Source organism: Rhizobium sp. CC1099, from assembly GCF_029714385.1.
Classification (GTDB): Bacteria; Pseudomonadota; Alphaproteobacteria; order Rhizobiales; family Rhizobiaceae; genus Rhizobium.
In genome coordinates, this window is sequence record NZ_CP121641.1 from 823,412 (window position 1) to 845,554 (window position 22,143).

Here is a 22,143-nt window from a genome sequence, read left to right on the forward strand (position 1 = left end):
TTTCTTCCTCAAAAAGGAGTGGGTATGTCCACAAGTGACCGGCAAGCCCATTGGCAGACTGTCTACAAGACCAAGGCGGAGAGCGAAGTCAGTTGGTACGAGGATACGCCGGAACTCTCGATGGTTCTGCTGCGTCAGGCCGGGCTGACGCCGGACATGTCGGTGATCGACATCGGCGGCGGGACCTCGCGGCTGGTCGATGCTCTTGTGGCATCCGGCCAGGCCCATATCAGCGTCCTCGATCTGTCTGCCGCAGCCATCGAGACGGCAAAGTCGCGACTGACAGATGCGACGCGTGTGCAGTGGATCGTATCGGATATGACCGCCTGGACGCCCGGCCGCCAGTATGATCTCTGGCACGATCGCGCCGCCTTTCACTTCCTGACGGAGGCGGCCGACCAAAAGGCCTATGTTCGGGTGCTGGGGCAGGCTCTCAAGAATGGCGGCAAAGCCGTGATCGGTACCTTTGCGCCCGACGGACCGGAAAAATGCAGCGGCCTGCCGGTCGCCCGCTACGATGCGCAAAGCCTGCAGGATGTTCTCGGCAGCGGGTTCAAGCTTGCCGCAACGCGCCGGCATGAGCACACGACCCCATGGGGATCGGTGCAGCAATTCCAGTTCAGCACGTTCGAGAAGGTCGCTGGCAAGGAGTCGTTTGCTTGAACGATCCGAAACGCCCGGCACGCCGGCTCCTCCATCGCCGCCCCATCGATCAGATTATTGGTGCGCGCCAATTGCGGCGAGTTGTCGCGTCCCGTTCTTTCGTGCGTGTGAAGCCAACGTGACGGAGCCTCGAAACCTGAAGGAAATTGGGGTGATTTGACCGTGGCGGACCGGCTTTCGCACCGCGGAAAATTGCGAAGGCAATGTGCCTGCAGGGCCTTGAAATTCGTTAGGGCAATATCGAAATGTAATTTTGATTGTCATCGGCCGCTGGTTGGCGAAGAGGTACGTTTTGAGACCGTGGTCAACTTCGCTTGAAAGATACCAGCCGTATGGTATCTTTTTCCTGCCTGATACTGTTGGCCGACGGCCCATGGCCGGCCAGCTCAAAGATTTTTGCCTGCCGGGATAGCCAGAATGTTGTTTGAAGATTCCGGCAGCGCTCTATCCGAAACACATATTTCTGATCGCGCCATGTATAAATCAATCGCCTCCCTGAGCAGCGCGGACAACCCGCGGCTTTACAAGGTTCTTTTCGACCATTTCTCGTCGCTCTATCCGGCAATAGCCAAATCGAGCGTGGCTGAATTTCACTTAGGGGGCGATCAGACTTTTCGGCTCCTTCGAGGGTCGAAGGACCTCACTTTCGAGGTTGTCTACTCCGACATTTCCCGGTTCGCCTCTATCACCCGATCATTGAATTCACGAGCACGAAAATACATCACGGGCTTTGCTCTTCAGTGGAGCACTTCGCGCGTGGCACCTCCGCGCGGACTCCTGCAGCTTCCTCGTCCGCTGGATGAAACGCGGGTTCCTGAAGATGTGCTGATGGTGATCTTCCATCTTGATCAAGCCGATCCGGTCGAAGCCGAACGTAAGATCATGGCATGCATCAGCGCGCTCTATCCCACCGGTCCGAGATTGCAGCGAGAGGCGCACGACTATAACGGCCAAAGAGCAATAACGCAGCTCGCTGACTGGCTGTCGTTCCAGGATGCAAAGCGCGTGCTTGACATCGAAGACCCGGACCACGCGGCAACGATGCTGATCTCGATGATGTTTGGAGGAATGGCATCCTGCATGACCGCAGGTGGCGGCTTGCCGGACAGATCGAGCCTTATTGGCTATCTCAAAGGGTGCATCCACCTCTTCGTGAGAGGTTGCCGCTGCAAAGAGGCCGCCTGACCGGAAGAGCCGGATATGGCACTGCCGACTGCTGTTCACCACCCCATTTTTGCGTGGCGATGGAGCTCGGCTTTCTTTTGTTGGAATCTCTCTCAGCGGCCTCTTTAGCTTGGCCGGGCAGCACAATCTTGACCGCGAATCGGTCGCTCTGGCAGGTCTGATTGTGGCAAAAATACAACGTCCGCTGGTTCGAAACTATTTTTGGTACGAACACGTTTATTAAATAATTGACGGGCTGGCGCATCGCCTGTTCTAAAGGTTGCGTTGCCGGAGCAAATCGCCCCGGCAACTCCTGGCGGACTGAAATTTCAGGGGACCGCATCCATCGCGCTAGCAAGAGCCAACCTTGGGGTTGGCCTCTGGAACGGAGACAAAAATGAACATTAAGAGCCTTCTTCTCGGCTCCGCTGCTGCCCTCGCAGTAGTTTCCGGTGCTCAGGCCGCCGACGCCATCGTCGCTGCCGAACCGGAACCGGTTGAGTACGTCCGCGTCTGCGACGCTTACGGCACCGGCTACTTCTACATCCCGGGCACCGAAACCTGCCTCCAGATCGGCGGCTACGTCCGTTTCGACGTTGGCTTCGGTGCTGGCGACGCATTCAAGAACAACGGCTCTGAGGACTGGGATGCCCGCACGCGTGCGCACATCAACGTCATCGCAAAGAGCGATACGGAATACGGCGTTCTGACGAGTGCGATCATTCTTGAATCCAATTTCCGTCCGAACGAAGTTGACAGCGACGCTCGTTCGGCTGGAGCATCTTCTACGTTCGGCAGTTCTCAGGACAGCACTGGCATCGACGAGGCTTACATCGATCTCGCCGGCTTCCGTGTTGGTAAGTTCGCCAACTGGTGGGATGATGACTTCTCGGGCGAAACCGACGTCATGACGACCCTCGATGGTTCGACGAAGCAGAACTCCATCCGCTATCAGTACGACGCTGGCGACTTCTATGCCGGTATCGCTCTCGAAGAACTGGTTCAGACAGAGGGCGGAAATGCTAACAACCTCGGTATCGACGGTTCCATCGGCGGCAAGGTCGGCGGCTTCACCTATGCGATTATCGGCGCTTACGACACCGACGCCCAGGAAGGCGCCGTGCTCGCAAAGGTCGGCGTTGACGTTGGCCCGGGCACGCTTTCGGTTGCCGGTATCTATTCCACCGGTCTGGGCGATCAGGGCTTCAACGGCTACTACGACGCCGGCGAATGGTCCGTGGCTGCTCAGTACGCGCTCAAGGCAACCGACAAGTTCACGGTCACCCCTGCTGTTCAGTACATCGACAACATCGATGCCGACGCGAGTGGCAGCTGGGACAGCGGTAGCGAGCTGCGTGCTGGCGTTACGCTCGATTACAAGGTTGTAGAGAACCTTTCCACAAAGCTCACTGCAACCTATGTTTCGGACGATCACGACAACGCGGCGGATCAGGACTGGGTCGAAGGCTTCTTCCGCCTGCAGCGCGACTTCTAATCGAACGCGATAAAACTGATCTGAATTGACCTCTGATCAGTTTCGAGGGAAGAGCCCGGTATCCCAGCCGGGCTCTTCTTCAATTCAGGCGGTCAGCCCCTTTGCGAAAATATTAAGGCTCGAACGAAGGTAGGCTCGAGTCCGCTTCGCGCGTTTTTCCAAATCCATTTCCGCCCGGCCGATGCTCAAGCTTCCGAAGACGATGCCGATCAGCATGGTGGCTGCAGCGTCTGCGTCAGCAACCGTTATACGGCCCTTCTGCTTCATCTGCCTGAGCCACTCGGCGAGCTTTGCACGCGCGAGGCTGAAATCGTCCCGCAATTCCGCGACGTGTTCCGCCGCTTCCCAGCCGACCTCTATCATGAAGTAGTCATTCATGCCGGGCGCGTCTGCCGCACCGTCTTCATCGATAAAGAAGATTCTGGCGAGCTGTTCCTCCAGCGGAAGCTGGTCATCAATTTCCGGTACGAAGAAAATGGAATCGCTTCGAGATTTCAGTATATCCCGCAGAAGGTCAGCTTTTCCGTTGAAGAACTCGTAGAAGGTTCGTTTGGAAATGCCGCATCTGGCCGCTATCACATCAACCGTCGTATTGATGTATCCGTATTCGATGAAGACATCGCATCCCACGCCGATTATCTCATCCCGTCGCTGATCGGTGTCCACGCTTTTAGGACGCCCGCGCGGCCTCTTTACATTTTCCCCAGTTTTTGAACTCACGATCCCTCATCGCTTATAATTTTTTTCCACCCCGGCTTCGACTGATACATGAACCGGCCTGGCCGGTACAGGCCGTCTGGACCCGCTCATCCGACGCGCGGCCCTCACGCCCAGCTCACGCATTGTCACCGTTGCGTTACGATCTCAAGCTTCTCAAAAGAATTTGCCCGAAGCAATACAGATGTTATTTTGTGCGACACACATTGCCATCGCGCGGCACGTTCTGATTACGTGCTTGATTGCGTGCCGGGGGCAAGAGATAGACGATGGAAAGTTCGTACAGGCGCAGGAAACAGCCGGAGCTGGTCAAGCGGACCCTGATAGATGAAGCGGCAAAACTTGCCGTGCGGGAAGGGCTTGCCTCCGTGACCGTTCAGGCCGTATCGGACGCAGCGGGCGTGACCAAGGGCGGCTTCATCCATCATTTTCCGAGCAAGAAGGACCTGATCGACGCCGTCTTCGGGGAACTTCTTGAAGCGATCGATGACGATATCGATGCCCGTATGGCCAAGGACCCCGAGCCGTATGGCGCGTTCACGCGCGCCTACATCAACTCGGTCTTCCAAAACAATCTCTGCGCCAAGGGCGGCCAGTGGGCGCCGCTGACGATTTCGGCGCTGACGGATCCGTATCTGCGCGAACTCATGGCAAGCTGGGTCGAGGAACGGGCGCAGCGCCACAATGAGACGGATGGCGATACGCACTTGAAGATCGCGCGCCTGGCTGCCGACGGCATCTGGCTCGCCCATCTTTATAAGATCAAGATCACCGATCCAGAGACGCTGAGGTCTGAGCTTTTGGCAACCACCAGAAAGCCGGATGCGCAGCGCAAGAACTAGGATACTTGCACCGATTCGGGTATGCGCCCTACAACCTAAGTCTAAGCCGCCGCGTTCGTTTGCAACTTATTAACCATATTACCTGAAGCTTTCCTAATTTGCTTGGGGGAGCCGAGGTCATGTATGCGCTGAAGACGGTGGAGGAGGTTGCCGACGAGCCGGATGGGCACAGCGCGGAGGCGTTGCGGCATGTCCTTTCCAGGCTCGCGGAAGAGGCGTCCACGCTCGGCATCGATCTCGTCGATATCGCCGGCGCCATCCAGGACATGGCGGCGATGTCGGCGCGCCATGCGACGGCATTCGACGATGTGACGCGGACAGCACTTTCGATCGCCGAGACGAACCGGGCAGTTGCCGTGTCGCTCAACGAGACGGACCGGACAGCAGCGGAGGCCCGGCACATGCTGAAGGAATCGGCCGGCCGCCTGTCGGGCTCGGTCGAAGAGATCGGCCATATGGTGGAGTCCTCTGAGGAGATCAGCGCCGAGATCAATACCTTCTCCAAATCGCTTGCCGATGTCGACAAGGTTGCCGCAGAGATCAGCACCATCGCGCGGCAGACGAACCTTTTGGCGCTCAACGCCGCAATCGAAGCGGCACGCGCCGGCGAAGCGGGCAAGGGCTTTGCCGTCGTCGCCTCGGAAATCCGCGCGCTGTCGCTACAGACCTCCAAGGCGACTGGCTCCATCCAGGATACGCTGGACGAGCTGCGCATCAGGATCGACCGTCTCTCGGCGGCAGGCAGCGGTGCGCGCGAAAGTGCTGCCGGCGTCAAGGACAAGTCCGAGGCGATGCGCGGCGCATTCACCAAGATGGAGCATGTGATCACCCAGATCCTCGACGGCTCCACGGTCATGGCAAGGACCACCGAGGCTGTCGACCAGCAATGCGCCGGTTTCGTCGCCAAGCTCGGCGAGATGTCGGCCGAAGTGCTGCATTCCAACGTGAAGCTCCAGCACGCCACAAAGCGCGTCGACAGCGTCGTCGGCCTTTCCGAGAAACTGGTGCAGTTGGCAGCGAGCGCCGGTGTGCAAACGGCAGACAGCCTCTGGATCGCCAAGGCGCAAGGTGTGGCCGCCGCAATTTCCGACGTCTTCGAACATGCCGTCGCCGAGGGCCGCATCGGCTTCGAGGCGTTGTTCAACCGGCAGTACCGGCCGATCCCGGGAACCGATCCGGTGCAGCTCATGGCGGCTTTCACGGAACTCACCGACCGCCTGCTGCCGCCGATCCAGGAGCCCGTCGCAGCCTGCGACGAGCGCATCGCCTTTTGCGCGGCGGTCGACGAGAACGGCTATCTGCCGACGCACAACCGGAAATTCTCCGAACCCCAGCGGCCGGGCGATACGGTGTGGAACACCGCCAACTGCCGCAACCGGCGCATCTTCAACGACCGCGTCGGCCTCGCCGCGGGAAAAAGCACAGCACCTTTCCTCGTGCAGACCTATCGCCGCGACATGGGCGGCGGCAGTTTCGTGATGATGAAGGACATCTCCGCGCCGATCACCGTCTGCGGGCGGCATTGGGGCGGGCTGAGGCTGGCGGTAAAGGTCTAGCGTTGCCGCCCGCACTCCGCCGGTCTATACCGCGCCCATGAGATTGCGCACCGACATCTTCGTTTCCGCCCTCCTGCGCCGCGTTTTCGCCAGGGGCGATTTCGCCGCTATTGAGAAGAAGGGCGCGGAGGAAGCAGGTGCCATCTTCATCCGCCAGCATTTCCGCGACGGGCTCGAAACGCTCTACGCGCCTGCGCCGCAAAGCGTCTTCGGTGAGGAGGAGAGCGGCATGCGTCTTTTTGAAATCAGGCTTGACAAAGCGGAAGCCGAGAAGGTGCGCGAACTGCTCGACCGCGAGCGGAAGTTCGATCCGGATCTCTGGATCGTCGAGCTCGAAGCCGACGACGTCGCGGAGATCGTGCCGCTGGCCGACGAGCGGCAGACCCCCCTCTGAAGTTCTTACCGGCGGCCGACGATGCGGCTATCGCGTGCCGGCGGTTCCTGGCGCATGGCGCGCGGGGCGGAAGCGGCGGCTTGCTCGGCCGGCACCTGGTCTTCCGGCTTGTAGGTATAGCTGTCGGCGCGACGCCAGGCTTCGACCCGCTGATGGCATTCGTCCGGATCGAGCCCATCCATCACCATCCAGGCGCGAGTCACGTTGTGCTGCGGCTCGGAAAGATGCGGATACAGTCTCTCCAGCACGAAAACGGCGTCGAGAAAGCCCATGCCGAGGCTGGTCAGGGTCGTTGCGAGCTGCTGGCCGGAGAGATCCAGCATGATGCGCTCGGCAAGCCAGCGGCTGGCCGAAAGCGCGTCGGCAAGCGCCGTTGCGAAGGACCCGGCCTCCCGTGCGCGAGCAAAGCGGACGAGCAGCGCCTCCTGCATGTCGGACAGCGTGCGCAGGCCGAGGCGGTTGCCGTCATTGCGTCCGAGATGTCGTGCCAGCCCCTTGATCCTTTCGCGCATCGCCTCTTCGCTGGCAAGGCGCGCGACGAAATCGGCCGCCTCCATCGAGGCAGCGGTCGGCGGGAGCGCATGCGCTTCTGCCGGCTCTTCGGCAACGGCGGCCGGCGCAGTCTGGCGCGGCTCGGCCTGACGCAGCGCCACAAGCGCATCGATGACCTTCGGCGAAAGGCTGTCGCGGCTGACGATCGCCCGGGCGTGGGCAGCTCCCTGCGACCGGGCGATGACGATCAACGTATCGTCGTCGACCGCCTGCGAAGCCGTCAGAAACGGCGCGGCGATTGCGATCGGCTGGCTGCCGATGAAGAGGGCAACGGCCGATGGTATGGTCTTGCACTGGGAAAGTGCGGCAACCGCCTGGCGGCGAGCTTCGTCGGAAGAGGCCTGAAAAAGCGGCATGAACAGTTCGGCGAACTGGCGCAGCTCGGATCGGGTGGGATGCGCCAATCCTTCGAAACTGCTGACTGTCGCCATCAATACCACATCCTTTTTCCGGATGGCCAGGGGCCCCTCTAGGTCTCGAAACCGGTCACGCACACGAACACCCTGGGAAACGCGGAACTCGGGCCCTCATGCGCTGGCGGAACGCATATCAACCCATACGAAGATGAACAAATCCTACACCGGCACGGTTAACGGTTGCTGAAGATTTTAATCAAATACGAGACGATGATACACGCAAAAAGTGCATCGTGAAGGATCGCCGGCGCAATGAAAAAGCGCCTTGCAGCGGCAAGGCGCTCCCGGACGCATCCGCGGGATGCAGTTCAAAGACCTTTGTGCGAACGCATGGCCTTCAGCAGCTTTTCGCTATCGGTATGGCCTGCCTGGTAAAGATCGAGCGCGGCAGAGGCGGCAAATCGCGCTTCGGCGCTTTTGATATCGATCCGCTTTTCCGCGCACCATGCGTCCAATGCGCATCTCAGCACATCGAGGTCTTCCGGAGAATATGACGAGTTCAACATCAAAGACATCATCTGCCCTCCGTTCTTGCGGCAAGAGCATACATGGTCTCCCAACCGGCCGTTGCCCTAAAACTCGACTGGCAAAAACACGATACGCGCAAATGAGGCGGCTGCAATTAAATATTTTCTGTGGCGCAAATATGCAACAGTCGCCCTTTCCCGGGGTTTGGCCGAGTGGTGATTTTAAGTGATTGAAATCATTGTTAAATTATATTCGTGTTTTTGCTCTCGTCGGATTGAAACCAAACGGCTGGTAACCGCGTTTAATAACCGGTGTCGTGCAGACGCCGCGAACCTGCAATATTAGTAAACTGTTAACTATCGTGTGTCTCAATTCGGATAGGAACGGCGCGATTGAATGCTTCGGTCGTCAAGATTCCGCTTCACGGTATTTCGAATAGGTGCCGTGAGAAAGGCGCGAATGCCCTCGGGCCGGAATATCCGGCGCCGCAGGACGCGCTGGCCCGTGCAGGCGGGCAGGGTGAAATCCGCTCACGTTCATCCGTCTCGGGCAGTGCATGGAGACGAGAATGGCCATAGTAGTCGCATTGGCGGACCGGCGGCCACAGGTGCCACGCCGCAAGGAAAAGGAGCCGGTCAAGGCTCAGATTCTGCTGTTTACGGGCGTACGCTACGAGCGCCTCCCGGAGATGCCGAAGCGCCCGGCGCAGCGCGCATCGCGTGTGGAGAACCGCGTGGAGAACGAGTGAGGCCAGGCCTCAGTCGGCGGGTGCATAGGCCTCACAGCCGGCGCCCGCGAGGAAGCTTCTGGCTGCCTCATCGAAGCTTGCCTGCGGGGCAAGCGTTCTGAGCACTGCATAGCCTTGCGGGTGGCTCATCTCGACAAGAATGGTCGGCTGCAGCTCCGCCGGCAGCGATTTGCGCAAACCGATAAGCTGGATCGGCGTTGCGACGAGAACATCCAGCGCTCCCCCCACAGACGTTCTGTCATTCATGCTGAAGACTTCGTTCGAGGCGCCGTCATAGACGGCGATCGACCAGAACGGCACGTTGCCTTTTGCCGTGAAGCGGACGGGGTTGTCTTCCAGATCGAAGGCGCAGACGGCGGTGCGCAGGAAAGGATCGCTGTTTGCTAGCCCCGCGTCGTCGTTTTGTGCTGAGAGCAGATAGAAATGGTTCGCATCGCCCTCAGCAAGCACCCGCGTCTGGGCGTCCCTGCCGGTGTAGTGCGGCAGCGCGAGAATGATGACGAGATGCAGCAGTGCGGCGCCGAAGAGGCCGGTCAGGATTGAGAATATCAGCCTAAGCATTGCCGCATCCGATCTTCGTAAGCCTCGGCATAGCGAGATCGATGACGCCCGAACTTCCGGCAGTCGGCGTGTCGAACAGCGTCAGCACCAGCCGGAACGTGCCGGCGGCGGGAAGCGCCAGCCAGTTGCCCGGTCTTGCATTGGCGGAAATGTCGATCGTGAAGCTGCTGTCGGCCTGGCGCAGGATCGTCCAGGAATTCAGCGCCGCCGGCAGCCCGGGACGGATGGAGGCGGGATTGCCGCTGTTGTCCGAAGTAAACAGCGTCCACAGCCGGGCAGGCGGCGTCTGGCCGCTGATGCGGTAGCTGCAGGCCGCGTTCAGCCGCTCGCCGCTGTCGTCGACGCTCGCCGTGAATGTCAGCCCCTCGGCGCTGCCATAAAGCAGCTTGCCGGCTCGGGCGCGGTGGGACTTCGCATAAGGATCGGCATCGGCCGTCTGCAATTCGGGAAAGGCTTCCCAGGCGCCGAGCTTGATTGCGCCAAACCCTTGCGTCGCGTCCAGCGCATAGAGCGAAACCACGATTCCGCCGCCGAAAGCGACAATCAGCGTGATCGCGATAAAAAGCGGGAATCGAAACACTGCATGCCCTTGGAAACAAATCAGGTGAAAGGGTTAGCATTGATTCCGGCGGGGTGGAATGGCGCGGGCGCGGGCGCGGCCGAATACGCAGTGGAGGATTGGGGTGATATGTGGAGGAAGGAGAAGCTGCCATGCCAAAGACGAGCGACGATCTGCTGCCAATCCGCATCCGGGCGAAATACTTCGAGAGGAGGTCTTGAAGCCGGCAGCTCGACGGAGATGCATCGGCAGACGCTGTCGCAGTGTCACCGGAGCGGATCGCTGACATTGTGGACGGCAAGTGCGAGATGACATCCAAATTGGGCGACATCTCGCATTACCTGCAAGGTCTTTAACATCTTCCCCCGCTTGCAAGCGGGGGATTTCCGAGGGGGCGCGAAGCTCCGCCGATCGTTATCGCTTCAACGGAGAGCGGCTGCCCTTCCTCCACGATCATAGACGCCGTGTTCCGACGCAGGATGTTGATTGCAGCATTGTGGTCGGCATGGGCGCGCAAGCCGCATTGGCAACAGCGGAAAGACGCTTGGCTTTCGCGGCTTTCCCTGTCCACGGCTGCGCAGGCCGAACAGGTCTGCGAGGTGTGGCGGGGATCGACCTTGCACAGGTATCCGCCCCGTTCTTCGAGCTTGTCGGCCAACACGGTTTCAAAGCCGTGCCAGCCTTGTTCGAGGATCGCCCGGTTCAGGCCCGCCTTCTGGCAGACGTTGGTTGCGGGCGCGTCCACGGTTCCCCTGGCGCTGCGCGTCATGTTGCGCGTGGCGAGGTCTTCCAGCACGACCGTTGCGAAGCGACGGGCGATATCAAGACTGGCCTTGTGCCGCCAATCCTGCCGGATGCGGGCAGCACGGGCCTGCAAGGCTGCAACGCGGCGGCGGGCCTTGGCGTGGCGGCTCGACCCGCGCTTGCGCCGCGCCAGAACGCGCTGGGCCCGGCGCTTCCTGCGCTCGATCTCCGCAAGGCCGGCAGGCATCCACCAATGCTCCCCGGTCGAAAGCGTCAGCGTGTTCGCCACGCCCCGGTCGATCCCCACGGCGGGCAAATCGTTTTGCGGGACGGCATGGTCGATTTCGCAGGCGAAGGCGATGTGCCAGCCGTTCGCCGCCAGGCTCACCGTCACATTCATGGTCTTGCCACGCAGGCGCCGCGTGTCGCGGAACTTCACCCAGCCGATCTTGGGAAGGCGCGCGGCGGACCACTTGCCGTTCAGGCGCTTGACCTCGATCTCCCGCCCCTGAAAGCGGAAGGCGCCGTTCACGCCCTTCTTGCGGCGCGAGGGATATCCTGCGCGCCCGGCGAAGAAGTTAGCATACGCCTTATCCAGATCGCGCAGGGCCTGCTGCTGGGGCGTCACATGCACGGCGGCAATCCAGTCGAACGCGGCCCGCAGTGCGGTCAATTCCCGCGCCTGGGCGATGTCGTTCAAGCGGTTCCCGGTCTGCCGCCGGTAATGCCGCCACCAGTCCCTGCGCTGCTCCAGCGCCAGATTATAGACCAGCCGCACAACCCCCGCGAACTGCCGCAACAGGACTTCTTGTTCGGCGGTCGGAGCGAGCTTGTAGCGGAAAGCGCGGTGGATCATGTTACGATTCTATCAATTGCTCCAAGGAGCGCAACCGTGGATCGCACCGGCAGGCCTGTCGTCTACATGCTCCATGGTCATTTGGTCTTTGTCACGAAATACCGCCATGACGTTCTGTCAGACCCGGCAATCCGCCACCTGCGGCGCATCTTCGCCAAGCTGAGTCGCGACTTCGAGGCCGAATTGATCGAATGCGACGGCGAGGACGATCATGTTCCCCTGCTGGTGCATTACCCTCCGAAGATCGCCCTGTCGAAGCTGGTCAACAGCCGCAACGGCGTATCCAGCCGACGTCTGCGCGAGAGCCGCCCGGAAATCACCGGGCGCTACCACAACGGCGTTTTGTGGTCGCCGTCCTCCTTTGCGGCAAGCTGTGGCGGCGCACCGCTCTCAGTGATCGCCGAATATGTCAAATCCCAGCGGGAAGCGGCCCAAGGCCGCTCTCGCGTTCCTCCCCGGCCTGAACGCCGGGGCATCCCGCGAGGTTCACGATGAGGCTCTTCGCCGCGCGGACGCACCGTGGCTGGGCTCCTGTGACGAGCGCAGGAATGAGGTTCGTGGGGGTGAACACGCAGCCACCCATCGGTCTTGCAGTGAAACCTACCCCGCGCTCGCCACCTTCTGCGCTTCGAGCGGCGGGGCGGATTTCAGCTTTTCGCCGAGGCCCTTGAGGATCCTGGTCGATTCCACCGAGAGCATGCGGGGACGGATGAGCTGTGGGATGCTGTCTTCGGGTTTGGCGGCGGCGGTCTTGGCGGTGTCTTTGGCCGGCGGCGCCGGGTTTTCGACGCCGGGGATGGGACGCAGCACGATGCCCTGGTGGGCGTAATCCATGGCGCGCTTGAAGGTCATGGCGGGAAGCGAGCCGCCGGTCATGTTGTTCGTCGAGGTGTAGTCGTCATTGCCGAACCAGACGGCGCAGGTGTAGTTGCCGGTGAAGCCGACGAACCAGGCGTCGCGATAGGCCTGTGTCGTGCCGGTCTTGCCGCCGGTGAGGATGCCGTTGTCGAGCGCTGCCTTGCGGGCGGTGCCGAAATAGGGGATGCGGGTCAGCATCTGGTTCATGTAGGCATCGGCTTTTTCCGACAGCACGCGCTTGGCCGGCGGCTCGTCGCGGTCGAAATCGTAGAGCACGTCGCCGCCGTAATCGAGGATCTGGGCGATGCCATGGCGACGTGATTGATAGCCGCCCGCCGGAAACACGGCATAAGCCGTCGCCTGGTCGAGAACGGTGACTTCCGACGTTCCGATCGGGATTGTCACGTCGTCGCGCACCGGCGATTCGATGCCCATCGCCTTGGCCATGGCGCGGATCGGCTGGATGCCAAGCTTGTCCTTGGCAAGCCGCACCGGGATCGTGTTGATCGATTGCGCGATCGCCGTTTCGAGCGTAACGCGCCCGGCATAGCGGTTCGCGTAGTTGTGCGGGCTCCAGTTGCCCCAATAGATCGGCGCATCGACGATGGTAGTCTGCGGGGTCATGCCGCTCTCCATCGCCACTGCATAGGTATAGACCTTGAAGGAGGAGCCCGGCTGGCGCAGCGCCCGCGTCGCGCGGTTGAACTGGCTTTCGCCGTAGTCCCGTCCTCCGACCATGGCGCGCACCGCACCGCCGTTTTCAAGCATCACCATCGCGCCCTGCTTGGCGTGAAAGGACTCGCCATATTCGCGCAGCGACGTCTCGACTGCATCTTCTGCCGCCTTCTGGATACCCATGTCGATCGTGGTGCGCACGATCAGTGAATGCTGGTGGAAGCGGGCGGCAAGACGCTGGACCTCCTCGAAGGCCCAGTCGAGGAAGAAATCGGGCGATTCCTGCTCGTTGCGGTCGACGATCGTCGCCGGACTGCGGCGGGCGGCAATCACCTGGCCCTCGGTCATCAATCCGCTCTGGACGATATTGGTAAGCACTTCGTTGGCACGGGCGCGCGCCGCTGGCAAATTGACGTGGGGCGCATATTTCGCCGGCGCCTTGAAGAGGCCGGCAAGCATGGCCGATTCTGCGAGGTTCACATCGGTGATGTTCTTGCCGAAATAGAACTGCGAGGCCGCCGCCGCACCGAAGGTGCCGCCGCCCATATAGGCGCGGTCGAGATAGGTGGAGAGGATCTCCTTCTTCGACAGGTTGGCTTCGAGCCAGAGCGCCAGGAAGGCTTCGGTGATCTTGCGGTCGATCGAGCGCTCGTTGGACAGGAAAAGGTTCTTGGCAAGCTGCTGCGTCAGCGTCGAGCCGCCCTGGACGACTTCGCCGGCGCGGGCATTCTCGCTCATGGCGCGGAACAGGCCGATGAAATCAATGCCGAAATGGTCGAAGAAGCGGCGGTCCTCGGTGGCGAGCACCGCCTTGATCAGCGAATCCGGCAATTCGTCGATAGGCACCGAATTCTGATGGATGACGCCGCGGTGGCCGATGACATTGCCGTAGCGGTCGGTGAAGGTGACGGCGAAATCGCCGCGATTGCGCCAATCTTCCTTGGTAGCCTCGAAGGCAGGCTGGGCGAGGAGGAGCATCAGAACCGACCCGGCAGCGCCGAGCGTCAACGCTTCGCCGCTAAGTTCGAAGACTAAGCGCTTCCAGCCGCGCACGCGGAAGCGGCGGAAAAAGATGGTGACGTCTTCCCAGATCTCGGCGGAGCGGAAACCGGCGTTCCAGAGGGTGGAATCGATCCATGAATCGATCTTCAGCAGGATGTGCCGGCTCCTGCGAGGGCGTTCTTCTGGATTGTCCGGATCCTGCACGTTCTATATTCCCGCCCGATCGCGCTTGACGGCTGGCGAGCCAGGCGTCAGAGCACAGCCATCCTTCGGCATTGCGCTCTTCGATAAACGAAGCATGCTGAATAATTGATTGATTTGGCGGCCGATAACAAGAGAATTGAAGGCGTCTCACGCGGATTTGCGGACGCTGTTGCAAGAAAACGAATGATGAACGAACTACCCTTCTGGAAGCGGAAAACGCTGAACGAAATGAACCGCGAGGAATGGGAAAGCCTCTGCGACGGCTGCGGGCTCTGTTGCCTCAACAAGCTGGAGGAGTGGGATTCGGGCGACGTCTATTTCACCTCCGTTGCCTGCAAGCTCCTTGACGGCCAAAGCTGCCGCTGCTCGAACTACGAGAAGCGGCGGGATTTCGTGCCGGACTGCGTGCAGCTGACGAAGGCGAACGTGCAGGAAATCGCCTGGCTGCCGCCGACCTGTGGCTACCGACTGGTGAACGAGGGGCGCGATCTTTACTGGTGGCATCGGCTGGTTTCCGGCGACCCGGAAACCGTGCACCAGGCCGGCATTTCCGCCCGCGGGCGGACGATCAGCGAGACGGAGATCGATCCCGACCACCTGGAAGATTATATCGTCGATTGGCCGCTGACGGTGGGCGACGGCGAGCGGGCGAAGAAGTAGATCCTAAGCGGCGGCGAAGCTTTCGAACGTGAAGGACGGGAAAGTGGCAGCAGACCTCAAGGGAAAGGCGGCACTCGTTGCCGGACGCACGCGCGGCTCCGGACGCGGGATCGTCGTGGAACTCGGCGCGGCGGGCGCGACCGGTCGCACGACAGAGAGCGGCAATTGGAATACGGAAGGCCGGAAACGATCGAGGAGACGACGGAGTTGGTGACGGCTGCCGGCGGCAAGGGCATTGCCCTGCGCGTCGACGGGCTTTCGGGCGGCTGCTCGCCGGACAGGCTGGATGCGCTCGTCTTGGCGCTGACGGCGCTGATCCTTGACGGCGGCGGCGAGCCGAGGTGCGGGGGATTTGAAGGAATCCGCCGTCTCGCCTTTTGAGTTTTAAGGGTTTATCGCTGCTTGGGCGGCTGTGGCGCCGGGCGCTGCGTTTCGCGCGCCGGGCGGATCTGGCGCCACTCGTTTTCCATCTGGTCGACGAGGTGCTGTGGAATGGTGGGCTGGCTGTTGGCGGGCGTTTGCATTCGGTCTCCTGTCCTTCGGCGAGCTTCGACAGGAAACGCATGACATAGGCCAAATGCGGTGTAAATCAGGGGCTTAAACCCTTTAAACGATTGAAATTATTTTAATCGATTAGGACCAGGTCAGATTTCATGGTTATCCACATCGACCGGATATTCTTCTTCGATGCTGTGCGGCAAAGCCTGTTCAAAGGGACCCTTTCCGAGGGGCAGGTCGAGGGCATGACGGCGATTCTCGACTTCTTCGAGCAACGCATGCCGCAGGCGGACTGGCGGTGGCTGGCCTACATCCTGGCGACGGCTTTCCACGAGACGGCCTTCACGATGCAGCCGGTGCGTGAGACCCTGGCCGGCAGCGACGCAAAGGCGATCGAGATTCTCGACCGCGCCTATGCGGCAGGCAAGCTTTCCTGGGTGAAGACCGTTTACTGGAAGCCGGACGAGGACGGAAAGTGCTGGCTGGGCCGCGGGCTGGTTCAGCTCACCCACAAGCGCAACTACGAGGCGATGAGTGCGATCACCGGCATCGACCTCGTCGCCGAGCCGGACCGTGCGATGGAGATGGCGGCCGCCGTGACGATCCTGATCGAGGGCATGCTGGTTGGCAGTTTCACCGGGCACAGGCTTGCCGACCACCTGAACGCCGAAAAGGAAGACTGGGTGAACGCACGCCGCATCGTCAACGGCACGGACCGGGCGGAGAAGCTCGCCGAATACGGCCGGACCTTCCATGCGGCCCTGCGCCGCAAAGAGGCGCCGGGCATTCTGCAGCGGTTGAAGGGGTGGCTTGCGCGTGCTATCGCGCGGCTTTGTTGAAGATGAGGAGTGCCCCGGTGATCCGCCATATCGTTTTCTTCACCGCAAGCGCGGAAAACCTGGAGACGGTGCGCGCCGGGCTTTCGGTGCTGACGGCGATTCCGCATGCGCGGCTGTTGGAGATCGGCACCAATGTGAAGACCGACCAGCTCGGCACCGATGTTGACCTGGTGGTCTACGGCGAATTCGACGACGAGGCGGCACTTGCGGCTTATAAGGCGCATCCTGATTACCAGCGCTCGATCGAACTCGTGCGGCCGGTTCGGGAAATGCGGATCGCGGCGGATTACGATGTTGAGACAGCGGTAAGGCAGCCGCTCGGCTGATTGCGATTGACGGTTTGCGACGGCCCTGTGGGCCTCCTCACCATGAAAGCGTTTGATTGCGGATCGTTTGAAGTTTCGCGCTTCACCTGAATTTTGCCCCTCACTCCTCACCTCACCCCGCGCGCCTGGGGCGAGGGGACATGGCCCACGCCGGCTGCCGGCCGTGTAAGAGGGCGCGGCATATCCCTTCTCCCCGTGATCACGGGCAGAAGGTGGTGGCAGACGGATGAGGGACAGCGGCAGACTCTCAGGAAAACACCATGAACATCCGATCTTTCCTGCCGTGGGGCTTTACGGCGGACGAAAGACTGTGGCCGACAAGAAGACGGCGTCCGGTTTCCTGAGCTGGCAGCGCAGGGGCGGGCGAACTGGACGGGGTGCTCTTATGCGGCGCTGTCGCGCGAGGGCTTCATGAGAACCCGGTGGGGGCGATCGCTGCGTGCGGCTGACGCGCACGCACCGGGAGGCGAAGGCCAAGCTGCACGAAGCGGAGACGCGGTTCAGGGCTGTGACGGAACCAGCTGCTTTGCCGATCTGACCATTCCCGCCAGCATGAAAACGAAGACCAGGGCGAGGGCGGCGAGCGCTGCGCAGATGGTGAGCGTCAGTCCGGTGTCGACGCGGTCGAGGGTGGCGGTGAATATGACGGGGGCGATGGCGTTGGCAAGGTTTTGCGGCAGCGAGAGGCGGGCGGCTTGCAGGCCGTATTCGCGGGGCGAGAAGAAGGCGAGCGGCAGCAGCGCACGGGCAACGGCAAGCACGCCGGAGCCGAAGCCGTACGTCACGATGAAGGCGACAAGCAGCGGCGTCGAGGTGCCGCATAGCAAAAGCATGAGGAAGCTTACAAGCATGAGGCTGATGCCCATGACCGAGGTGAGGATCGGGTTGCCGCGTTTGCCGAGCAGCATGTCGAGCCCGCGGGCGGAAATGCCGATGACGCCGCGGGCGGAACCGAGCTGCAGGGCAAGCGCCGGCGAGGCACCGGACTGGCGGAAGATTTCGATCAGCGAGGGCGCAATGCCGAAGCTGATGAAGGTGCCGAGCGTCGTCGAGGTGGCAAGCAGCAGGAAGGCCTTGCGGCGCTCACGCGGCGATAGCGCGATCGGTGGGTTATCCGCGGCAGTGCCTTGCGTGTGCGTTGCGGCGGGCTTCGGCAGGGCGAAAAGATGAAGCGGCAGGCAGACGAAAATGTGAAGTGCCGCCGAGAAGATGAAGGCGATGCGCCATCCATAGGCGTCCGTCACCAGCGTCAGGACCGGCCAGAAGAGCGTTGCCGACAGGCCGGTGAAGAGCATGAGGATGGCGATGATCCGCTTGCCGTTCAGGCCTTCTCGCTCGACGACGGCGGTATAGGCGGGCGCTGAAAGGCCAAGCGCGCCGCCAAGACCGATGACGATCCAGGCAGCCGCATAGAGGACGACCCCATGCGTGGCGGCAAGCATCAGCAGGCCCGTCGCGAAGGTGACCGACGATGCGGCAAGCACGCGGGCTGCACCAAAGCGCGCGAGCCAGCGGCCGGTCGCGGGGCCTGCGATGGCGCTGACGACCATCATGACGGTGAGGCCGGCGAAGACCACTTCGTTCGGCAGGCCGAGATCGGGCGCGACGACGCGGCCCATGACGCCGAGCATATCGAAGGTGGTGCCCCAGCCGATGAGCTGGCTGACGGCAAGCACGGCGATCGTCTGCGCCGAGCGCAAGGGGAATTTGAACATTCGTGCTGAAACGGATTTGAGAGCTGAGGACATGGGCCATAGCAGTTTTGCATGTGCGGCGAAAGCCGCGGCAACCATTTGCGGAACGGCGCCTCGCCTGACTGGTAAGAGGTGTGGCTTTGTATCTTCGGCCTTCATCAAGTCGTTTATGAAGGGCGCAAGGAAAACCATACTCATCACCCGCCCTCATCCTTGCAGGCTGCGCCCTGCGATGTCTCGCGGGCCGGCCCTATCTTATGAGCCGATTGGACTGTGGGCCGGCCTGTACGCGACGCCGGACGATGCGTGTGTGGTCTTGGCGCTGGCCGATCTGAAGGCGCAGGGATTGAGGTCTTTCTTTATTCCTTCGTGACGATGGACATGACCGAGGGAAATGCGCTGCCCGATCCTTGACGGCGGCGCAGACCAGGCAGCCTATCCCTTCGCGACCTGCCATCCGGCGGCCCGGCAGGTCGTTCGCGGAGGAAATCTCAGGCGGGACATCTGTGTTTTCACGGCATCCCGCCCTCTCGTCTTTCGGCTGTGGAAGTTCTAGAAAAATACAGTCCAGAATTGTTCTAAACGTCCGGCGTTACAGGGCATTCATTTGCCATTCAGGTCACGTGAGTACATAGTCGGACCAAGTTGGAATTACGTTGGAAGCATGCACATGGCCTCTCCCTTGAGCGTCGTAGTTTTGGCCGCCGGGCTGGCGGTATCGGCGCCCTCACCGGACGAACCGCGCGGTCTGATCGTGCGCGTCGCAGGCGATTGCAGCGCGGCGGCTGAGCAGGTCGTCGAGCAGACGGGCGGGCAGCTTCTTTCCGTGCAGCCATCGGGCAACACCTGCATCATCACCGTTCTCGTCCAGGGCAACGGCCAGCGCCCACGCAAGGTGACCGTCAGGGTTCCGATGTAGGCGGAATCGGCCTATGAAACACCAGTGATACACTTGAGGTGAAAGCGGACCGATGCGCATTCTGGTAGTCGAAGACGATGTCAATCTGAACCGGCAGCTCGCCGATACGCTGAAGGAGGCGGGCTATGTCGTCGATCAGGCCTTCGACGGCGAGGAAGGACATTTCCTCGGTGAAACCGAGCCTTATGACGCGATTATCCTCGACATCGGCCTGCCGGAGATGGATGGCGTGACCGTCCTTGAAAAGTGGCGCGGTGCGGGCCGCGGCGTGCCGGTTCTGATCCTGACGGCCCGCGACCGCTGGAGCGACAAGGTCGCAGGCATCGATGCCGGGGCCGATGACTACGTGACCAAGCCCTTCCATGTCGAGGAAGTGCTGGCGCGCATTCGCGCCCTGATCCGCCGTGCGGCCGGGCATTCCTCCTCCGAGATCATCTGCGGCCCGGTGCGGCTCGACACCAAGACCTCCAAGGCGATGGTCAACGGCGTGACGCTGAAGCTCACCTCGCACGAATACCGGCTGCTTGCCTATCTGATGCACCATATGGGCGAGGTGGTTTCGCGCTCGGAGCTCGTCGAGCACATGTACGACCAGGATTTCGATCGCGATTCCAATACGATCGAGGTATTCGTCGGCCGCCTGCGCAAGAAGATGGGCGTGGACCTGATCGAAACGGTGCGCGGTCTCGGCTACCGCATCCAAGCGCCGAACAATGCGCATTAAGTCGCTCACCGCACGCGTTCTGCTTCTAACGACCGTCTGGTCGACCGTGGCGCTTGTGGTGATCGGCCTGCTGATTTCCACGCTTTACCGCCGCAGCGCCGAGCGCGGTTTCCAGGATCTGCTGCGCGCCCAGCTCTACAACGTCATCAATTCCGTGACGATCGGCGATCAAGGCGCGCTGAGCGGCAGCCCCCAACTCGGCGACCTGCGCTTCGCACAGCCGAGGACCGGCTGGTACTGGGTGGTGGAGCCGCTTGGAACCTACACGGCGGCGCCGCTGGTTTCGCCTTCGCTGGGATCGGCGACGATCCCTGTTCCCTCCGTGCTGGAAGCGCCCTTCGACAAGAATTACGAGCGCTATTACCAGGTGACGGACGCGACCGGAAACCGCGTGCAAGTGGCGGAAACCGAAGTGGTGCTCGACACGGACGGTCGCGCTGCGCGCTTCAGGGTGTCGGGCAATGTCGAGGTCGTCGAGAGCGACGTCAGCAACTTCTCCCACAGTCTCTATCTGGCGCTTGCCGGCTTCGGGGTCGGAAGCCTGATCGTCAATGCGCTTGCCATTCTCTACGGCCTGAAGCCGCTCGACAAGGCGCGCGCGGCGCTGGAGCGTATCCGGGCGGGAGAGAGCGAACTGCTGAAGGGCGATTTCCCGCGGGAAATCCTACCGCTTGCCAACGAGGTGAATGCGCTGATCGACAGCAACCGGCGCATCGTCGAGCGCGCCCGGATGCAGGTCGGCAACCTGGCGCATTCGCTGAAGACGCCGATTGCGGTTCTGCTTAACGAGGCGAGGGTGCTTGAGCGCTCGCACGGCGAGCTGGTGCGCAGCCAGGCAGAAGCGATGCAGGGCCAGGTGCAATCTTACCTCAACCGGGCACGCATCGCCGCACAGCGCGAATCGGTGCTGGCGCGAACCGATGCGGAACCTGCGCTGGAGCGGCTGGTGCGCGTGATGCGGCGGCTCAATGGCGACAAGGAATTCGAGCTCAACGTGACGCCTCAGAACCTCGCGGTTGCCATGGAGCAGCAGGATCTGGAAGAGACCGTCGGCAACCTTTTGGAGAATGCGTCGCGTTTTGCCACGACGAAGGTACGGCTCAGCGCAGCCGAAGCGGCCGAGGATGTAAAGGGTGCCGAAGCAAGCGCGCGGCGGCACTGGGTGGAGCTTGTCATCGAGGACGACGGACCGGGACTGGAGCCCGACCAGATCCGCGAGGCGCTGAAGCGCGGGCGGCGATTGGACGAGAGCAAGCCGGGAACGGGCCTCGGGCTTTCGATCGTCACGGAGATTTCCAACGAGTATCAGGGCCGGCTCGAGCTCTCTCGCGGGGAGTGGGGCGGCCTGAAGGCGCGGCTAATCCTGCCCGGCGTCACAAAGGATGTTGCATGAGCAATTGCTTGATGCCACAAAGACATAGGCAATTGCATAGCATGCTTTGCCTTAATGCCGACATGGGGCGATGCGCATCTGGCGGCACTGATTCACACCCCGATGCTGGTTTGACCGAATGATGTTACGACCGAATGTTTTGATCGTTTCTTCGCTTCTTGTTGCCGTTGCGCTGTCGTCGTGCACGACCTCCAGGCCTTCGGCATCGGCGGCGTTCATCACGGCGCTGCAGGGCGGAATTGCCGGCCGCAGCGGCGTGCAGCTGAGCGACAGCGACAAGCAGCGGGCTCTCGAAGCCGAATACCGGGCGCTCGAAGGGGCTGGTGTCGGCCAGCCGGTCGTCTGGAGCGGGCGCAATGTAAGCGGTAAGGTTGTGGCGGCCGCACCCTATCAGGTGGGTTCGCAGAACTGCCGTCAATACACGCATACACTGACTGCGGACAGCAAGGACACCGTCACGCGTGGCGCGGCCTGCCGCAACAGTGACGGAAGCTGGTCGCCGCTCGGCTGACTTCGACCGGTGCTGCAGATAACGTCCTGCTGATATTGCGGCCAAACGCCTCAAATCTTCGTCATTCCGACTTTGCCAGTTGGAATGGCCCCGCGCTTCAAGTAT

25 protein-coding genes and 1 pseudogene are annotated in these 22,143 nt (G+C 61.5%); 17 read left to right on the plus strand and 9 right to left on the minus strand.

Features of this window, described 5'->3' with window-relative positions:
- Positions 1-24 precede the first annotated feature (24 nt).
- From QA644_RS04100 to QA644_RS04110, 3 genes are all read left to right on the plus strand, one after another.
- On the plus strand, positions 25-663 hold the full coding sequence (locus tag QA644_RS04100; RefSeq protein WP_283071203.1) for a class I SAM-dependent methyltransferase: 639 nt from the start codon (positions 25-27) through the stop codon (positions 661-663).
- Between the two features lie 417 nt (positions 664-1,080).
- The gene (locus tag QA644_RS04105) at positions 1,081-1,848 is read left to right on the plus strand and encodes a TetR/AcrR family transcriptional regulator C-terminal domain-containing protein (protein WP_283071204.1); all 768 of its coding nucleotides are present in this window, start codon (positions 1,081-1,083) and stop codon (positions 1,846-1,848) included.
- A 376-nt stretch (positions 1,849-2,224) separates the two neighbouring features.
- On the plus strand, positions 2,225-3,322 hold the full coding sequence (locus QA644_RS04110; RefSeq protein WP_039844342.1) for a porin: 1,098 nt from the start codon (positions 2,225-2,227) through the stop codon (positions 3,320-3,322).
- Between the two features lie 84 nt (positions 3,323-3,406).
- Here QA644_RS04110 and QA644_RS04115 read toward each other — a convergent pair whose 3' ends face one another.
- Positions 3,407-3,988: a TetR/AcrR family transcriptional regulator gene (locus tag QA644_RS04115; protein ID WP_194729263.1), complete on the minus strand. Its 582-nt coding sequence runs from the start codon at positions 3,986-3,988 to the stop codon at positions 3,407-3,409.
- A gap of 320 nt (positions 3,989-4,308) precedes the next feature.
- Between QA644_RS04115 and QA644_RS04120 the strand changes: the two genes are divergently transcribed.
- The 3 genes from QA644_RS04120 to QA644_RS04130 all read left to right on the plus strand — a co-directional run bounded on the left by QA644_RS04120 (position 4,309) and on the right by QA644_RS04130 (position 6,831).
- Positions 4,309-4,881 (plus strand): TetR/AcrR family transcriptional regulator, encoded by a 573-nt coding sequence (locus QA644_RS04120; RefSeq protein ID WP_194729264.1) that lies wholly within the window; start codon positions 4,309-4,311, stop codon positions 4,879-4,881.
- A gap of 119 nt (positions 4,882-5,000) precedes the next feature.
- Positions 5,001-6,437, plus strand: a complete 1,437-nt coding sequence (locus QA644_RS04125; RefSeq protein WP_283071206.1) for a methyl-accepting chemotaxis protein — start codon at positions 5,001-5,003, stop codon at positions 6,435-6,437.
- A 37-nt stretch (positions 6,438-6,474) separates the two neighbouring features.
- A complete protein-coding gene (locus QA644_RS04130; RefSeq protein WP_239594909.1) occupies positions 6,475-6,831 on the plus strand; it encodes a DUF1491 family protein in 357 nt (118 codons plus the stop codon).
- 5 nt (positions 6,832-6,836) lie between these two features.
- On the opposite strand, the gene QA644_RS04135 is transcribed toward QA644_RS04130, so the two are convergent.
- Positions 6,837-7,877, minus strand: a complete 1,041-nt coding sequence (locus tag QA644_RS04135) for a DUF2336 domain-containing protein (protein WP_283071208.1) — start codon at positions 7,875-7,877, stop codon at positions 6,837-6,839.
- Between the two features lie 230 nt (positions 7,878-8,107).
- Complete coding sequence (locus QA644_RS04140) at positions 8,108-8,314, minus strand: hypothetical protein (RefSeq protein ID WP_283072446.1); 207 nt, start codon at positions 8,312-8,314, stop codon at positions 8,108-8,110.
- Between the two features lie 521 nt (positions 8,315-8,835).
- On the opposite strand from QA644_RS04140, the gene QA644_RS04145 reads away from it, so the two are divergent.
- Positions 8,836-9,015 carry a hypothetical protein gene (locus QA644_RS04145; protein ID WP_074067081.1) on the plus strand — a complete coding sequence of 60 codons (180 nt, stop codon included), beginning with the start codon at positions 8,836-8,838 and terminating at the stop codon, positions 9,013-9,015.
- Positions 9,016-9,024: 9 nt separating this feature from the next.
- On the opposite strand, the gene QA644_RS04150 is transcribed toward QA644_RS04145, so the two are convergent.
- The 3 genes from QA644_RS04150 to QA644_RS04160 form a co-directional block, all read right to left on the minus strand.
- Positions 9,025-9,576 (minus strand): DUF1254 domain-containing protein, encoded by a 552-nt coding sequence (locus tag QA644_RS04150; RefSeq protein ID WP_283071210.1) that lies wholly within the window; start codon positions 9,574-9,576, stop codon positions 9,025-9,027.
- Positions 9,569-10,156, minus strand: a complete 588-nt coding sequence (locus QA644_RS04155) for a DUF1214 domain-containing protein (protein WP_074067083.1) — start codon at positions 10,154-10,156, stop codon at positions 9,569-9,571. The genes QA644_RS04150 and QA644_RS04155 overlap by 8 nt, the downstream gene beginning before the upstream one ends.
- 331 nt (positions 10,157-10,487) lie before the next feature.
- Positions 10,488-11,735 (minus strand): transposase, encoded by a 1,248-nt coding sequence (locus QA644_RS04160; RefSeq protein ID WP_283071212.1) that lies wholly within the window; start codon positions 11,733-11,735, stop codon positions 10,488-10,490.
- A gap of 66 nt (positions 11,736-11,801) precedes the next feature.
- Here QA644_RS04160 and tnpA point away from each other — a divergent pair, with 66 nt between their 5' ends.
- Positions 11,802-12,230 (plus strand): IS200/IS605 family transposase, encoded by a 429-nt coding sequence (gene tnpA, locus QA644_RS04165; RefSeq protein WP_283072447.1) that lies wholly within the window; start codon positions 11,802-11,804, stop codon positions 12,228-12,230.
- A gap of 105 nt (positions 12,231-12,335) precedes the next feature.
- Here tnpA and QA644_RS04170 read toward each other — a convergent pair whose 3' ends face one another.
- Positions 12,336-14,474, minus strand: a complete 2,139-nt coding sequence (locus QA644_RS04170) for a transglycosylase domain-containing protein (RefSeq protein ID WP_283071213.1) — start codon at positions 14,472-14,474, stop codon at positions 12,336-12,338.
- A 186-nt stretch (positions 14,475-14,660) separates the two neighbouring features.
- On the opposite strand from QA644_RS04170, the gene QA644_RS04175 reads away from it, so the two are divergent.
- A complete protein-coding gene (locus QA644_RS04175; protein ID WP_194730098.1) occupies positions 14,661-15,134 on the plus strand; it encodes a YcgN family cysteine cluster protein in 474 nt (157 codons plus the stop codon).
- Positions 15,135-15,177: 43 nt separating this feature from the next.
- Positions 15,178-15,431, plus strand: a pseudogene (locus QA644_RS04180) (short-chain dehydrogenase); the annotation flags it as partial.
- A gap of 95 nt (positions 15,432-15,526) precedes the next feature.
- On the opposite strand, the gene QA644_RS04185 reads toward QA644_RS04180, so the two are convergent.
- Positions 15,527-15,658 carry a hypothetical protein gene (locus QA644_RS04185; protein WP_257788097.1) on the minus strand — a complete coding sequence of 44 codons (132 nt, stop codon included), beginning with the start codon at positions 15,656-15,658 and terminating at the stop codon, positions 15,527-15,529.
- Positions 15,659-15,787: 129 nt separating this feature from the next.
- Between QA644_RS04185 and QA644_RS04190 the strand changes: the two genes are divergently transcribed.
- A complete protein-coding gene (locus QA644_RS04190; RefSeq protein ID WP_194729270.1) occupies positions 15,788-16,471 on the plus strand; it encodes a hypothetical protein in 684 nt (227 codons plus the stop codon).
- Between the two features lie 17 nt (positions 16,472-16,488).
- On the plus strand, positions 16,489-16,797 hold the full coding sequence (locus QA644_RS04195) for a Dabb family protein (protein WP_194729271.1): 309 nt from the start codon (positions 16,489-16,491) through the stop codon (positions 16,795-16,797).
- Between the two features lie 500 nt (positions 16,798-17,297).
- Here the strand turns inward: QA644_RS04195 and QA644_RS04200 are convergent, their stop codons facing one another.
- Positions 17,298-18,545 carry an MFS transporter gene (locus QA644_RS04200; protein ID WP_283072448.1) on the minus strand — a complete coding sequence of 416 codons (1,248 nt, stop codon included), beginning with the start codon at positions 18,543-18,545 and terminating at the stop codon, positions 17,298-17,300.
- Here QA644_RS04200 and QA644_RS04205 point away from each other — a divergent pair.
- The 5 genes from QA644_RS04205 to QA644_RS04225 all read left to right on the plus strand — a co-directional run bounded on the left by QA644_RS04205 (position 18,451) and on the right by QA644_RS04225 (position 22,038).
- A complete protein-coding gene (locus QA644_RS04205; RefSeq protein WP_283072463.1) occupies positions 18,451-18,864 on the plus strand; it encodes a hypothetical protein in 414 nt (137 codons plus the stop codon). The two genes, QA644_RS04200 and QA644_RS04205, sit on opposite strands and share 95 nt — an antisense overlap.
- Before the next feature lie 297 nt (positions 18,865-19,161).
- On the plus strand, positions 19,162-19,410 hold the full coding sequence (locus QA644_RS04210; RefSeq protein ID WP_022714559.1) for a hypothetical protein: 249 nt from the start codon (positions 19,162-19,164) through the stop codon (positions 19,408-19,410).
- 52 nt (positions 19,411-19,462) lie between these two features.
- Entirely contained in the window at positions 19,463-20,134 is a 672-nt protein-coding gene (locus tag QA644_RS04215; RefSeq protein WP_074067089.1) for a response regulator transcription factor, read from the plus strand.
- On the plus strand, positions 20,124-21,527 hold the full coding sequence (locus tag QA644_RS04220; protein ID WP_022714561.1) for a HAMP domain-containing sensor histidine kinase: 1,404 nt from the start codon (positions 20,124-20,126) through the stop codon (positions 21,525-21,527). Before QA644_RS04215 ends, QA644_RS04220 begins: the two co-directional genes overlap by 11 nt.
- Before the next feature lie 118 nt (positions 21,528-21,645).
- Positions 21,646-22,038 carry a membrane protein gene (locus QA644_RS04225; protein WP_039844357.1) on the plus strand — a complete coding sequence of 131 codons (393 nt, stop codon included), beginning with the start codon at positions 21,646-21,648 and terminating at the stop codon, positions 22,036-22,038.
- Positions 22,039-22,143: the final 105 nt, after the last annotated feature.

Bases quoted from the DNA above. Each gene is read 5' to 3' on its own strand.
- QA644_RS04100 (WP_283071203.1), top strand. From the start codon at position 25: ATGTCCACAAGTGACCGGCAAGCCCATTGGCAGACTGTCTACAAGACC.
- tnpA (WP_283072447.1), top strand. From the start codon at position 11,802: ATGCTCCATGGTCATTTGGTCTTTGTCACGAAATACCGCCATGACGTT.
- QA644_RS04190 (WP_194729270.1), top strand. From the start codon at position 15,788: ATGGTTATCCACATCGACCGGATATTCTTCTTCGATGCTGTGCGGCAA.
- QA644_RS04220 (WP_022714561.1), top strand. From the start codon at position 20,124: ATGCGCATTAAGTCGCTCACCGCACGCGTTCTGCTTCTAACGACCGTC.
- QA644_RS04105 (WP_283071204.1), top strand. From the start codon at position 1,081: ATGTTGTTTGAAGATTCCGGCAGCGCTCTATCCGAAACACATATTTCT.
- QA644_RS04185 (WP_257788097.1), bottom strand. From the start codon at position 15,658: ATGCAAACGCCCGCCAACAGCCAGCCCACCATTCCACAGCACCTCGTC.
- QA644_RS04120 (WP_194729264.1), top strand. From the start codon at position 4,309: ATGGAAAGTTCGTACAGGCGCAGGAAACAGCCGGAGCTGGTCAAGCGG.
- QA644_RS04130 (WP_239594909.1), top strand. From the start codon at position 6,475: ATGAGATTGCGCACCGACATCTTCGTTTCCGCCCTCCTGCGCCGCGTT.
- QA644_RS04210 (WP_022714559.1), top strand. From the start codon at position 19,162: ATGGCCTCTCCCTTGAGCGTCGTAGTTTTGGCCGCCGGGCTGGCGGTA.
- QA644_RS04175 (WP_194730098.1), top strand. From the start codon at position 14,661: ATGAACGAACTACCCTTCTGGAAGCGGAAAACGCTGAACGAAATGAAC.
- QA644_RS04125 (WP_283071206.1), top strand. From the start codon at position 5,001: ATGTATGCGCTGAAGACGGTGGAGGAGGTTGCCGACGAGCCGGATGGG.
- QA644_RS04150 (WP_283071210.1), bottom strand. From the start codon at position 9,576: ATGCTTAGGCTGATATTCTCAATCCTGACCGGCCTCTTCGGCGCCGCA.
- QA644_RS04160 (WP_283071212.1), bottom strand. From the start codon at position 11,735: ATGATCCACCGCGCTTTCCGCTACAAGCTCGCTCCGACCGCCGAACAA.
- QA644_RS04205 (WP_283072463.1), top strand. From the start codon at position 18,451: ATGAGCTGGCTGACGGCAAGCACGGCGATCGTCTGCGCCGAGCGCAAG.
- QA644_RS04225 (WP_039844357.1), top strand. From the start codon at position 21,646: ATGATGTTACGACCGAATGTTTTGATCGTTTCTTCGCTTCTTGTTGCC.
- QA644_RS04215 (WP_074067089.1), top strand. From the start codon at position 19,463: ATGCGCATTCTGGTAGTCGAAGACGATGTCAATCTGAACCGGCAGCTC.
- QA644_RS04200 (WP_283072448.1), bottom strand. From the start codon at position 18,545: ATGTCCTCAGCTCTCAAATCCGTTTCAGCACGAATGTTCAAATTCCCC.
- QA644_RS04110 (WP_039844342.1), top strand. From the start codon at position 2,225: ATGAACATTAAGAGCCTTCTTCTCGGCTCCGCTGCTGCCCTCGCAGTA.
- QA644_RS04145 (WP_074067081.1), top strand. From the start codon at position 8,836: ATGGCCATAGTAGTCGCATTGGCGGACCGGCGGCCACAGGTGCCACGC.
- QA644_RS04140 (WP_283072446.1), bottom strand. From the start codon at position 8,314: ATGTCTTTGATGTTGAACTCGTCATATTCTCCGGAAGACCTCGATGTG.